The following is a 12,400-nucleotide window of genomic DNA, read 5'->3' as shown; positions in this document are numbered from 1 at the left end:
TTAAGGAGAATTTATGGCTTCATATTCAATGGGTGATTTAAAAAAAGGTCTAAAAATAGAACTAGATGGTGTTCCATATAAAATCGTTGAATATCAACACGTCAAACCAGGCAAGGGCGCAGCATTTGTGCGTGTAAAATTAAAATCATTTGTAAATGGTAAAGTTTTAGAAAAAACATTCCACGCTGGAGATAAATGCGAATCTCCAAATTTGGTAGAAAAAGAGATGCAATATCTTTATGATGATGGTGAGTTTTGCCAATTTATGGATGTTGAGAGTTATGAGCAAGTAGCTATAAGCGATGAAGATGTTGGCGAGGCTAAAAAGTGGATGATAGACGGAATGATGGTTGAGATATTGTTTCACAATGGCAATGCTATCGGCGTTGAGGTTCCACAAGTAGTAGAGCTTAAAATCGTAGAAACTGCTCCAAACTTCAGAGGTGATACTCAAGGTAGCAATAAAAAACCAGCTACATTAGAAAGCGGTGCTGTTGTTCAAATACCATTTCATATACTTGAAGGCGAAGTGATCCGTGTGGATACGGTTCGTGGTGAATATATCGAAAGAGCAAATAAATAATTAAGGAGCCTTTTGGCTCCTATTTTAGAGACCAAATTCTCTTTTTATGTTTTGACTTACTTCTCCGACTTCAGGAAATCTAGGTCTTGGAAAATCTTGATTATTGAAAACCACTTTTCCATCTACTTCGACTACAAAGTCACCTCTTTTACCTATTTCTTTAGAAACTTCTATCCCCGAAAAATTTGTGAGTAGTTCATCTTCTAACCTAGAAGCTTGTGGGCGAAAGTTTCAAGAATTGCAATAAAAAATCTTTACTTGCATACTCTATCCTTTCATTTAATAAATTTGAATATTACCATAATTTGAGTAAATTTAATCATGTCAAGATATAAATCAAGATAGTTTATCTCAATTTATATCTTATAGCTTTTAAATTTAATCAACAAATCGTTATAGATCAAATTCTTTTATAATGCTTGCACCAACTTCTCCAACTTCAGGAAATCTAGGTCTTGTAAAGCCATTATAATCATAGACTTTTTTGCCATCAGCCTCTACTGTGAAATTGCCTTTTTCGCCAGGAACTCTAGTGATGTTTGCATCTGGAAAACTTTTTTTCAATTCGTTTTCGACTTTTACAGACTCTGCTGTGATTTGCGAGCAAGAGCTACAATATGTAATTTTTACGTTCATTGTTAATCCTTTTAAAAATATTTGTTATGATATAAGAAATTGTAAAATTTGTAAGTGATATTTGATACAATGTAAAATCAAAAGGAGATATTATGAAAAATGTAGCAGTGATATTAGCTAATGGCTTTGAAGAAATGGAGGCGATGAGTATTTTGGATATTCTTAGACGTGGCGGGGTAAATGCTGTCGCTGTGGCTCTTGAGGAGCTGGATGTCGCAGGAGCTCATCAAGTAAAAGTCCAAGCTGATATTAAATTTGATGATGTAAATTTCAGCGAGTTTAATATGATAGTCTTGCCTGGTGGTTTGCCTGGTGCTGAATACTTAGCAAAAAGTGTGAAGTTACAAAAAGTCTTGCAAGAATTTGATAAAAGCGGCAAAAAACTTGGCGCAATCTGCGCAGCACCTTGGGCTTTAGGCACTGCTGGAGTGCTTAAAAATGCTTATACTTGCTATCCCGGATTTGAAGCGACTGTGGCAAAAGCTGGCTATAATCCAAATCAAAATGTTTTAAGAGATGAAAATATTATAACTTCAAAAGGTCCAGCCACAGCAATGGAGTTTGCTCTAGAAATATTAAGAGATTTGGCTGGAGAAGTTGTATATAGCGAAGTAAAATCTGGGTTACTGTTTCAAATTTAATAATGTGTAACCATTTTTTACAAAATTTCAAAAATATTTTAAAAAATATGCTTTTTCTATAGCTTTTTATTTTTAATTTGGGTATCATATCTATAACCGATTTATTTACGGAATAAAAACTAAGGATTAGTGTTGATTAACATATATGTAGGTAATCTATCATATCGTATGACAGAGGCAGAGCTTAGAGAAGCTTTCAGTGAGTTTGGTGAAGTTACACGCGCGAAAATTGTAAAAGATAAAGAGACAAACCGTTCAAAAGGTTTTGGATTTATTGAGATGAGCAGTGATGCAGAAGCTAAAAAAGCTATTGATGGAATGAACGGTAAAGAGGTTGGCGGTCGTGCACTTAGAGTAAACGAAGCTAGACCTAGAGACTAATCAATACAAATTAATACAACTTTACTTATAAAATAAGTAAGCTTCATTTTAGTACTTATATGATAAAATCTATCATATAAGGAACTAAAATGAGCGATTTCACACATTTACATTTACACACAGAATACTCCCTATTAGACGGCGCCAACAAGATAAAAGTCCTAGCCAAAAGGCTTAAAGAAATGGGCATAAAGTCATGCGCTATAACAGATCATGGCAATATGTATGGTGCTATTGATTTTTATAAAACCATGAAAAATGAAGGCATAAAGCCAATCATTGGCATGGAAGCTTACATACACAATCACGAAGATTTAAGCAACAAAGAGAGCAGACAGAGATTCCACCTTTGTCTATTTGCTAAAAACGAGATAGGATATCAAAATTTGATGTATCTTAGCTCTATGGCTTACATAAAAGGATATTATTACTATCCAAGAATAAACAAAAAAATCCTAAAAGAACACAGCGAAGGGCTAGTGTGTAGCTCTGCTTGCCTTGCTGGTGAGGTAAATTTCCATCTAAATTTAAGTGAAAGAAATCTTAAAAGAGGGGCTGGTGGCTATGAAATGGCTAAAAAGGTCGCTCTTGAGTATAAAGAGATTTTTGGCGATGATTTTTATCTTGAGATTATGCGTCATGGCATAGGCGATCAAGAAAGAATAGATGATGATATTGTGCGTCTTTCAAAAGAAACTGGCATAAAGCTCATAGCCACAAACGACGCTCACTACACTACAAAAGATAGTGCCGTCCCTCAAAAAATATTTGTCTATATCTCAGCCAACAAAAACTTTGATGAAAATGTCAGAGGTCAGGTTTTGAGCCAATTTTATACAAAATCTCCAGAAGAGATGGAAGAGATTTTCGCTGATATGCCTGAGATTTTAGCCAATACTCAAGAGATTGTAGAAAAATGTAATTTAGAAATAAAACTTGGCGATGCGACCCCGCCAAACTTCAAATTTACCAAAGAATACGCAAAAGCCAGAAACATCACTCTTCCTCATCCTGAGCTTGAATATGACTTAGAAAACGATAGTTATTTGTTTGAGTATGAGTGCAAAAAGGGTTTAGAGGCAAGGCTTGAGTTTATCCCGCAAGAAAAGCATCAAATTTACAAAGAGCGTTTGGAGCGTGAGATAAATACCATAAATAATATGAAATTTCCAGGATATATGCTGATCGTGGCTGATTTCATCAATGAAGCTAAATCAAAAGGAATCCCAGTTGGCCCTGGACGGGGAAGTGCTGCTGGCAGTCTTGTGGCTTACGCTCTTCGTATTACCGACCTTGATCCATTGCCGTATAACTTGCTTTTTGAGCGGTTTTTGAACCCTGAGCGTATAAGTATGCCAGATATTGACGTGGATTTTTGTCAAAATCGCCGCGGTGAGGTCATCGACTATGTCATCGAAAAATACGGCGAATACAACGTCGCCCAAGTAGCAACTTTTGGTAAACTTCTTGCAAAAGGTGTTATAAGAGACGTGGCTAGAGTGATGGGCATGCCTTACTCTGAAGCTGACGCGATGGCAAAGCTCATTCCAGATGAGCTTGGAATCACGCTCAAAGCCCACAAAAACAAAAAAGGCGAAATGGAAGATGGCGCCTTTGAAAAAGAGCCAAAAATCGGCGAGCTTATCAATTCAAACGAACTTGCAAAGCAAGTTTGGGAGTATTCTTGCGAACTTGAGGGGCTAAATAGAAACCCAGGTATGCATGCAGCAGGAATCGTCATCAGCAATGAAGAGCTATGGAAAAAAGCTCCACTTTGGAGGCAGACAAATGCTGAAGAGGGTCACTATGTCACCCAGTACACCAAGGACTACCTTGAAGATGTTGATTTGATCAAATTTGACTTCTTGGGGTTAAAAACATTAACCGTAATAGACAATGCTAAAAAGCTGATAAAAGAGCGTTTTGGTGTGGATATTTTATGGGAAAAGGTGGATTTCAACGACCCAAAAACATACGAAACTATCCAAAGCGGAAATACTCTTGGAATATTTCAAATAGAATCAGGTGGCATGCAAACTCTTGCTGCTAAGCTTCGCCCTGACTGCTTTGAGGATGTCATTGCGATGATAGCTTTGTACCGTCCAGGACCATTAAATTCAGGTATGGTAGATGATTTTATCGATATAAAACATGGTAGAAAAAATATTGAATTTGCATTCGAGGCGTTAAAGCCGATACTTGAGCCGACTTATGGCGTCATCGTCTATCAAGAGCAAGTCATGCAAGTCGTTCAAACTGTGGGTGGATTTAGTCTTGGTGGAGCCGATTTGGTACGAAGAGCGATGAGTAAGAAAAAAGAAGATGAAATGCTCCGCCTAAAAGCTCAGTATCTTGAAGGTGCGAAAAAAGGTGGCTTTGATGAGAAAAAAGCCGACGCGCTTTTTGAGTTGATTATGAAATTCGCCGAGTATGGATTTAACAAATCTCACTCCGCAGCTTACGCTCTTATCACGTTTCAAACCGCTTATTTAAAGACTTATTATCCAGCTGAGTTTATGGCAGCTTTACTTACAAGCGAAGAAAACAACGTCGATAAGGTCGTCAAATACATTGATGAGATAAAAAGACTAGACATCGACTTGCTTCCGCCAAATGTCAACCACTCAATGCGTGAGTTTAGCGTAATCCAAAAAGATGGCAAAGATGCCATTATCTATGGAATGGCAGCGATAAAAGGCGTAGGCGTAGGCGCTGTGGAAAATATAATTAATGCCAGAAATGAGAAAAAATTTGATAGCTTGAGTGATTTTATCTCAAGAACCGATGGCAGCACTGTTAATAGACGTGTTTATGAATCTCTCATAAAAGCAGGTGCTTTTGATGATTTTGGCAATACTAGAAAGATGTTGATTGTAAATTTAGACAACATAGTAGATACTTCAAAAAGAGCAGCCGATATACGCAAAAATGTGACAAATTCGCTATTTAGTGATGATGAAAGCATGAGTGATATTGATGTGAATTTAAGCATTGTAAAAGATGAGTTTGATAGTAAAGAGATACTTAAATTCGAGCAAGAAATACTTGGAATATACGTCTCAGGTCACCCGCTTGATGAGTATAAAGATGATATTGCAAGTATCAAATATACTGTTTCTAGTGAGTTTGAGAGTGTCGAAGATGGAAGCGAAATCCTCATAGTAGGAAAGATAGAAGATACAAATGTCAAAATCACAAAAAGTGGTAAAAAAATGGCGATAATAACCATACTTGATATTCATGGAAGTATGGAAGCAACAGCATTTGATGAGTTTAGAAAAATTGAAAATATGAGTCAAAATGAGCTTGATGAACCTCACGCTTTTAAAGTCACTCTAAATACAGACGGTCAGCAAATCAAGCTTAAAATCAATGAAATTATAAGCCTTGAAGATGCAAAAAAAGGAAATTTCACGCTCAAATCTAGCAAGCTTGATGAAGATATTTTGACTAAATTTAAAGAGTATCTTGAAGCCATAAATCACAGCGCTATCACTGATCTTGCAAGCAGCAAAAACGGTGAAATAATCATCATTGCTAAGATAAATCAGATAAATACAAGAACCACAAAAAGCGGTATGGATATGTCGATTTTAAATTTAGTAGATAAAAGCGGAAATGCTGAGGTGATCGCCTTTGATGCAAATAGTAAATTTGTATCAAATTTAAGCGATAATGAGCTAGAAAATCTATACGCTTTTAAAGTCGCTCCAAGCAAAGATGCAAACTCTAAGCCTATCATAAATCAAGTTTTAAGTCTTGAAGATGCAAAAAATGGTAACTTCACTTTAAAAAGTGCAAGAAGAAAATACAATCCTGAGTTTAGCAAAACAAGCAGTGAAACTCAAGAGATAAAAGCAATAGCAGGCAAACTAGAACTCAGCTTGGATCTCTCAAATTTAGATAAATCAAAAATTACAGAGATCTACACAATGGCTCATCAAGCCCACCAAAGAAATGGTGATAAAAGGCTTGTTTTAAGAGTGACAAATGACCACCAAAGCGAAGTCATGATCTTTGCGACTGATTTTATAGTTAGCGATGATTTTGCTAAAAAAGTAGATGCTTTGTTTGAGCTAGATCAAAGTTTTTGCTCGTGATTAAGGCAAGCTGATCGTAAAAACTTTTGGCTCATTTTGGAGAGCTATGCTCCCTTTGTGAGCCCTTACTATTTCGATACAAAGCGCCAGCCCAAGACCGTTGCCTTTGAGTTTTGTCGTTTTAAACGGCTCAAAAACAACGCTTTTATCTATCTTTACACCAGAATCCTTGATATAAAAATTATGCATTTTTTCATCAAATTTATGCTCCAAACTCACAGTGCCAGTTTCATTATCGTCTTCTTCTATAGCATCAATTGCGTTAAATATAAAGTTGCTAAAAACCATATCAAGAAGATCTAAATCGCCCTCCATTTGCCCATCAAATCCGTCAAATTTAAACTCAATTTCCTTGCTAAAAGCGTATTGTTTAATGGCGTTTTTGCAGTTTTGCTCCAGCGTTTTAAGCTGGACGATTTGCCTATTTATCACGACACCTTTTGTGAATAAAAGCGTCGCTTTGATAATCCGCTCGACCCTAAAAATTGCCTTTTGCATCTCTTTAATTAGCGGGATATTTTTGGGTTCGCTGCGTTTGAGAAGTGAGCTTGTAAGCAGAGCGATTGAGCCTATTGGATTTCTTATTTCGTGGCTTAGATGAGCTGCGACTGCACCCATAGAAACGAGCCTTGCACTTCTTTTTTCATCGCTTATATCGGTTGCTAGAATGATTTTATTGTCGCCATTTTGTGTGATTTTGATAGCAAAATACATCTCCTTAAACTGCACCTCGCAATTTTGTTTTTTTAGATCTATAAGATTTATAAGCCCCAAAAGAGCGTCTGCTTTTGCGTTTTTTAGCACGATTTTGCCGTTTTTATCCATAACCCAAAGAGCAGCCCCAAGGCTTTCTACTATATCTTTGATAAATTTTTGCAAATTTGCATAAGATTCATTTAAGGATTTATACTCTTTTTCTATTTGATAAGTTTGCTCAATGAGGTTTGCAAGCCCGTCGGTAATGTGTTTTGTATCTTGTAAATCATTCATAAAATATCCTTAAAATCGTCAATATCAAAAAGAAGTATTGTATCATCTTTTAAATTTAAAAGCTCATTGCTAAAGCCTGATTTTGAAAAAAGTGCTATTAAATTTGGCTTAATTCCTATTTTTTCGCACTTAAATTTGAGTAAATTTAAGACGTTTTTACAGATTTTTCTATCTTTGTATTTGACCTCTCCAACCACTATAAAATCATCAATTGAGCTAAATATATCGATCTCATCATCTTTCGTCCAGTAGCTTGTAAATGCGTTTTTTGGTATATTTAAATGGTGGGCTAAAAGTCTAATGGAGGCTAGCTCAAAAGGAAGCGAGCAGTACATTTCAAACTCTGATTTGATTAGGCTTAGAACTTCATCAAATTTGCCAGCTTCTAAAAGCTCTAAATTTGGCTGACAAAAGCGAAACCAAAATCTTGCAAGATTGTCCTTGAAGTGGATTTTGTCTTGGATTTGGTAGTGACGAAGCTCCTTTTTTAGCTTTTGATGTTTGGATTTAAACGGTTTTGGCTCTTTTGATTTTTCGATTTGGATTAGACCAGAGCCAATGAGTTCATTTAGGATTTGTGTGGCTAGTTTTCTTGGGATATTTTTTGTGAGATTGAAGCGTTTGCGGTCACTTTTGGCAAGTTTTGTAAGGAGTTTTACGCTCTCTTTTGGGCAAATTTGGAGTTTAAATTTGCTTTGAAATTCTTTATAATTTTGCAATATTTCACAATTTATGGCCTCAAATATGCTTGGATATTTTGTATTTATAGGACTATTTCCGAAAACAAAATAATATTCCAAATGCTCCTTAGCGTCCAAATCTTGCATTTTAACTCACGCTCCTTTACGTTATTTTAACATAAGTATTGTATAATTTCGCATAAATTTTTAGGCGAGAAAATTGTTAGATAAAGTAAGAAAAAATATTATTTTTAAAGACGGATTTTACTATTTTGATTGGACTGCTTCAGGGCTTGGATATGCTCCAATCGAAGATGAGTTAAAACGAGTCTTGCATACTTATGCAAACACTCATAGCGAGTGCAGTGACTGTGCGAAAATCACAACAAGCTACTATGAAAATGCCAGAAGTGGGCTTAAAAAACTGCTTGGTGTGAGTGATGATTTTTATCTTATGCCTTGTGGTTTTGGCAGTACTTGGGCTATCAAAAAATTTCAAGAAATTATGGGGATTTATCTCCCTCCTACGACAAGAGATGTGTTAAAAGACTCTCTAGCAAATTTAGACAAAAGCAAACTTCCACTCGTGATAGTAGGACCTTATGAGCATCATAGCAATGAAGTTAGTTTTCGCCAAGGACTGTGCGAGACTTATAGAGTGCCACTTGCTAGAGATGGCGGCTTGCACTGGGGCGAGCTTGATAAGACTTTGAAGCTCAATAAAAACAGAAAAATCATAGCTAGCTTTAGCGTGGCTTCAAACGTAACTGGTATCAAAACAGATATCGTAAATTTGCATAAAATCATCAAAAAATATAACGGCATAATCGCCCTTGATGCATCTAGCTATGCTGCGTACGCAAATGTGCCTTGCGAGCTTTATGATGCTTTGTTCATCTCTAGTCACAAGCTTCTTGGAGGAGTTGGTGGAAGCGGGATTTTGGTCATCAAAAAAGAGCTTTGCACTAGCGATGAGCCGACATTTGCAGGTGGTGGCACTGTGAGCTACGTAAGTAGAAAAAGTGCTAAATTTATAGAAAATAAAGAGCAACTTGAAGATGCTGGAACGCCTGGAATAACTGAGCTTATAAGGGCGTATTTGGCTTTTAAATTAAGAAACGATATAGGTCTTGAGCTGATAGAAAAGATAGAGCAAGAAAATCTTGAGTACTTTAGGGAAGGGTTAAAAACTATACCAAATTTAATTTGTTATTGTCCTAATAATCAAGCAAGATTACCAATTTTTGCTTTTAATATCAAAGATAAATCTCCTTATGACGTGGCAAATGAACTAAGCACTAAATTTGGTATCCAATCGCGTGCTGGATGTGCTTGCGCTGGACCTTATGGGCATGAGCTTTTGGGATTAGTCGATGATGCTTTGCTAGATAAAAAGCCAGGCTGGGTAAGAGTGAGCTTGCACTACACCCATACCAAAGATGATATTGATTATCTTATAAACTCTATAAAAGAGGTCGTAAAATAGGGCTATAAAACCCAAATCAAAAAGATCGCCCCAAGGATTATTCTATAAATTCCAAAGCTAATATAACTAAATTTGGATACAAACTTTAAAAATAATTTTATAACCACAAAAGCAACCACAAAAGCAACCACCCCACCGACTAAAAACATCCACAAAGCGTCTAAATTTTGAGCGAAAATTTCCCTGTTTTTGTACGTATCATAAGTGGTGGCTGCAAACATAGTAGGAATGGCGAGCAAAAAGCTAAATCTTGCTGCCACTTCACGACTTAGCCCGCATAAAAGCCCAGTTATGATAGTCGATCCGCTTCTCGAAGTGCCAGGAATCATAGCAAGGCATTGCGAAAGTCCAATGATAAAGGCTTGTTTAAAGCTGACTTCATGCAGCGTTTTGGTGTCGCCATCGTAGTTTATTTTTTTATGCCAAAGCTCAACGATTATGAAAACTATACCGCCGATTATGAGTGCGTAAGCCACTGTTGTCGGCTCAAAAAGCGCTTTTATGTGCTTGTATAAAAGCAGTCCGATGATAGCAGTGGGAACAAAGCCGATGAGTAGCTTTATCCATAGCAAAAAGTCCTCTTTAAGCCTATCAAAAAACATAAACACGACAGCCAAAATACTTCCAAGCTGAATGACTACTTCAAAGCATTTTAGGACGTTATTTTGTTCAAGCCCCAAAAGATCAGCGACTAGTATCATGTGTCCAGTTGAGCTAACTGGCAAAAACTCTGTCAAGCCCTCAACTATGCCAAGAATAATTGCACTAAAAAAATCCATTTATTTCCTTATGATATTTTGTAAATTTACTATATTTTGTGTGATTGAGTTTGGCTTGTATGCAGCGCTAATTATAGCGATATAATCAGGCTTTAAAGCACAAACGCTTTGTAAATTTGAGCTATTTATCCCACCAATCACGCAAACTGGAATACTCAAAATCTCTTTTGCTTTTTTTACTATTTCGTGGTCGCAAAGTTTGGCATTTGGCTTGGTTTGACTAGTAAACATCGCTCCAAAGGCAACGTAACTTGCGCCGTCATTTTGTGCTTTTATGGCTAAGTTTATATCATTATAACAGCTAGCTCCGATAATCGCCTTATCGCCTAAAATCTCTCTAGCTCTAAGGACGCCACCATCTTCTTTGCCTACATGAACGCCATGTGCTCCGCAGTTCACGGCTAAAATCGGATCGTCATTTATAATGAGTTTTGCACCAAATTCATCGCATAAGCTTACTACCCATTTTAGTAAGTTTATATCGTGATTTTGGGATTTATTGCGGTATTGGATTAGCTTTATACCTGAGTTTAGTATCTCTTGGACGGCGTTTTTTAGTTCACTTGGTGGGGTGAAATTGGAGTCTGTTAAGATGTAGAGTTGATTCATTTGGCTTTCTTAAAAGCCCCAAATTTGGGGCTTATGTTATTTGAGATCGTATTTTTCAAGAAGTTTGTCGTATGTGCCGTCTTGTTTGATATCTTTTAATGCTTGGTTAAATTTAGCCAAAAGCTCGGTTTGTTTGTCTTTGTCAAAAGCCATAGCAAATCCGTCGCTTCCGTCGCTTTCTTCAAGCCAGTTTATGATGTCTTTGTTCTTTTTAAGATATCCATATCCTACAGAGCTATCGACGATGACGACATCTACCTTGCCAGCTTTTAGATTCATTATACTTCCTGCAATTCCTTCAGTTGGCATAACTTTAGCACCTTTTATAGAGTTTGCCACGCTTTCTTGAACTGTGCCAAGCATTGCGCCGATTCTTTTGGTTTTAAGCTGATCTTTGCTTGTTATATCTTTGTTTGTAGCCATTTTTAGGTACAAATTTTTAGTGAAAATATATGGATCAGTAAAATCAACTGACTTTCTTCTTTCATCAGTGGCACTCATGCTAGCAGCTATCGCGTCTATTTTGCCAGCTTTTAGCGCTGGTATCAAAGCGTCAAATCCGACTTTGATAAATTTATACTCAAAACCAACTTTTTTTGAAATAGCATCTACTAGGTCTATGTCAAATCCTGAAATTTGATTTTGTTCGTTCATATATCCAAATGGTGGATACTCAGCGTCTGTGCCAAATACTATCTCTTTTGCATTTAAGCAGCTAACTGCCAAAACAGCAGCTAAAACAAGCTTTAGAAATTTTTTCATTTCCATCCTTTTTGCGTGTTAAATTTATTATTTAAGGTCGTATTTTTCAAGCAATTTGTCATAAGCGCCATCTTGTTTTAGCTCATCAACAGCGGCATTTATTTTTGCTATCAAGTCGGTTTTTTTGTTTTTATCAAACGCTAAAGAAAATCCCTCGCTGCCATCTGGTTCTTTTAAAAACTCAGCTAAATCTGGATTTTTCTTCAAATATCCATATCCAATAGAGCTATCAACCAAAACAGCGCTAACCTTGCTATTTTTAAGAGCCATAATAGCTGCAAATATATCTTCATTTGCCATGACTTTTGCACCTTTTAATTCACGAGCTGCGATCTCTTGAACTGTACCGAGTTGCACGGCGATTTTTTTGCCGTTTAAATCAGCTTTTGAGTTTATGGCATTATCGCCTGCTTTTTTGATAAAAAGATTTTCAGTGATGTAATATGCTTTTGTGAAATCAACTGCTTTTACTCTATCTGGAGTAGCACTCATAGCAGCAGCTATAGCATCGATTTTTCCAGCTTTCAAAGCTGGTATTAGTCCATCAAAGCTCATATTTACTATCTCATAAGTAAAGCCGATTTTTTTAGACAGCGCATCAACAAGGTCTATATCAAATCCAGCTATTTTATTTTGGTCATTTATAAACTCAAATGGAGGATAGGCTGCGTTTGTTCCTACTCTTAGATCAGCAGCGTTTGACAAGCTAAGCATCGCAAAAGCCGCAACTACAAATTGAAAAAATTTACTCAT

Annotated in this window: 13 protein-coding genes; 5 read left to right on the top strand and 8 right to left on the bottom strand. The window is 36.5% G+C overall.

The window, feature by feature from the left end:
• Positions 1 to 13 precede the first annotated feature (13 nt).
• Positions 14 to 583: an elongation factor P gene (efp, locus tag CIG1485E_RS06370; RefSeq protein WP_038454728.1), complete on the top strand. Its 570-nt coding sequence runs from the start codon at positions 14 to 16 to the stop codon at positions 581 to 583.
• A gap of 24 nt (positions 584 to 607) precedes the next feature.
• Here the strand turns inward: efp and CIG1485E_RS09655 are convergent, their stop codons facing one another.
• Positions 608 to 847, bottom strand: a complete 240-nt coding sequence (locus tag CIG1485E_RS09655) for a SelT/SelW/SelH family (seleno)protein (RefSeq protein ID WP_255349555.1) — start codon at positions 845 to 847, stop codon at positions 608 to 610.
• Positions 848 to 976: 129 nt separating this feature from the next.
• Positions 977 to 1,219, bottom strand: a complete 243-nt coding sequence (locus tag CIG1485E_RS06365; RefSeq protein WP_038454726.1) for an Rdx family protein — start codon at positions 1,217 to 1,219, stop codon at positions 977 to 979.
• Between the two features lie 92 nt (positions 1,220 to 1,311).
• On the opposite strand from CIG1485E_RS06365, the gene CIG1485E_RS06360 reads away from it, so the two are divergent.
• The 3 genes from CIG1485E_RS06360 (at position 1,312) to dnaE (ending at position 6,341) form a co-directional block, all read left to right on the top strand.
• Positions 1,312 to 1,860, top strand: coding sequence for a DJ-1 family glyoxalase III (locus tag CIG1485E_RS06360; protein ID WP_038454724.1), 549 nt, complete (start codon positions 1,312 to 1,314; stop codon positions 1,858 to 1,860).
• A 135-nt stretch (positions 1,861 to 1,995) separates the two neighbouring features.
• Positions 1,996 to 2,241, top strand: a complete 246-nt coding sequence (locus CIG1485E_RS06355) for an RNA recognition motif domain-containing protein (protein WP_038455672.1) — start codon at positions 1,996 to 1,998, stop codon at positions 2,239 to 2,241.
• A gap of 89 nt (positions 2,242 to 2,330) precedes the next feature.
• Positions 2,331 to 6,341, top strand: a complete 4,011-nt coding sequence (dnaE, locus tag CIG1485E_RS06350) for a DNA polymerase III subunit alpha (protein ID WP_038454722.1) — start codon at positions 2,331 to 2,333, stop codon at positions 6,339 to 6,341.
• On the opposite strand, the gene CIG1485E_RS06345 is transcribed toward dnaE, so the two are convergent.
• Together CIG1485E_RS06345 and CIG1485E_RS06340 are read right to left on the bottom strand one after the other, a co-directional pair.
• Positions 6,342 to 7,331, bottom strand: a complete 990-nt coding sequence (locus CIG1485E_RS06345; protein ID WP_038454720.1) for a sensor histidine kinase — start codon at positions 7,329 to 7,331, stop codon at positions 6,342 to 6,344.
• Positions 7,328 to 8,158, bottom strand: a complete 831-nt coding sequence (locus CIG1485E_RS06340) for a DUF234 domain-containing protein (RefSeq protein ID WP_038454718.1) — start codon at positions 8,156 to 8,158, stop codon at positions 7,328 to 7,330. The genes CIG1485E_RS06345 and CIG1485E_RS06340 overlap by 4 nt, the downstream gene beginning before the upstream one ends.
• Positions 8,159 to 8,231: 73 nt before the next feature.
• On the opposite strand from CIG1485E_RS06340, the gene CIG1485E_RS06335 reads away from it, so the two are divergent.
• On the top strand, positions 8,232 to 9,497 hold the full coding sequence (locus CIG1485E_RS06335) for an aminotransferase class V-fold PLP-dependent enzyme (RefSeq protein ID WP_038454716.1): 1,266 nt from the start codon (positions 8,232 to 8,234) through the stop codon (positions 9,495 to 9,497).
• Between the two features lie 2 nt (positions 9,498 to 9,499).
• On the opposite strand, the gene CIG1485E_RS06330 is transcribed toward CIG1485E_RS06335, so the two are convergent.
• Genes CIG1485E_RS06330 through CIG1485E_RS06315 form a run of 4 tightly spaced genes read right to left on the bottom strand, consistent with a single transcriptional unit; the run spans position 9,500 to position 12,400 of the window.
• On the bottom strand, positions 9,500 to 10,276 hold the full coding sequence (locus tag CIG1485E_RS06330) for an undecaprenyl-diphosphate phosphatase (protein WP_038454714.1): 777 nt from the start codon (positions 10,274 to 10,276) through the stop codon (positions 9,500 to 9,502).
• Positions 10,277 to 10,885 (bottom strand): thiamine phosphate synthase, encoded by a 609-nt coding sequence (thiE, locus tag CIG1485E_RS06325; protein ID WP_038454712.1) that lies wholly within the window; start codon positions 10,883 to 10,885, stop codon positions 10,277 to 10,279.
• A gap of 36 nt (positions 10,886 to 10,921) precedes the next feature.
• On the bottom strand, positions 10,922 to 11,647 hold the full coding sequence (locus CIG1485E_RS06320; RefSeq protein WP_038454711.1) for a transporter substrate-binding domain-containing protein: 726 nt from the start codon (positions 11,645 to 11,647) through the stop codon (positions 10,922 to 10,924).
• A gap of 27 nt (positions 11,648 to 11,674) precedes the next feature.
• Positions 11,675 to 12,400, bottom strand: coding sequence for a basic amino acid ABC transporter substrate-binding protein (locus CIG1485E_RS06315; RefSeq protein ID WP_038454709.1), 726 nt, complete (start codon positions 12,398 to 12,400; stop codon positions 11,675 to 11,677).

Source organism: Campylobacter iguaniorum (assembly GCF_000736415.1).
GTDB classification, from domain to species: domain Bacteria; phylum Campylobacterota; class Campylobacteria; order Campylobacterales; family Campylobacteraceae; genus Campylobacter; species Campylobacter iguaniorum.
The sequence above is the reverse complement of the archived record's forward strand: the minus strand, read 5'-3'. Positions and strand labels throughout refer to the sequence as shown.

Excerpts from the sequence above, each read along its gene's own strand:
- efp (WP_038454728.1), top strand. The coding sequence starts at position 14 with ATGGCTTCATATTCAATGGGTGATTTAAAAAAAGGTCTAAAAATAGAA.
- CIG1485E_RS06360 (WP_038454724.1), top strand. The coding sequence starts at position 1,312 with ATGAAAAATGTAGCAGTGATATTAGCTAATGGCTTTGAAGAAATGGAG.
- CIG1485E_RS06365 (WP_038454726.1), bottom strand. The coding sequence starts at position 1,219 with ATGAACGTAAAAATTACATATTGTAGCTCTTGCTCGCAAATCACAGCA.
- CIG1485E_RS06315 (WP_038454709.1), bottom strand. The coding sequence starts at position 12,400 with ATGAGTAAATTTTTTCAATTTGTAGTTGCGGCTTTTGCGATGCTTAGC.
- CIG1485E_RS06320 (WP_038454711.1), bottom strand. The coding sequence starts at position 11,647 with ATGAAAAAATTTCTAAAGCTTGTTTTAGCTGCTGTTTTGGCAGTTAGC.
- dnaE (WP_038454722.1), top strand. The coding sequence starts at position 2,331 with ATGAGCGATTTCACACATTTACATTTACACACAGAATACTCCCTATTA.
- thiE (WP_038454712.1), bottom strand. The coding sequence starts at position 10,885 with ATGAATCAACTCTACATCTTAACAGACTCCAATTTCACCCCACCAAGT.
- CIG1485E_RS06330 (WP_038454714.1), bottom strand. The coding sequence starts at position 10,276 with ATGGATTTTTTTAGTGCAATTATTCTTGGCATAGTTGAGGGCTTGACA.
- CIG1485E_RS06340 (WP_038454718.1), bottom strand. The coding sequence starts at position 8,158 with ATGCAAGATTTGGACGCTAAGGAGCATTTGGAATATTATTTTGTTTTC.
- CIG1485E_RS06345 (WP_038454720.1), bottom strand. The coding sequence starts at position 7,331 with ATGAATGATTTACAAGATACAAAACACATTACCGACGGGCTTGCAAAC.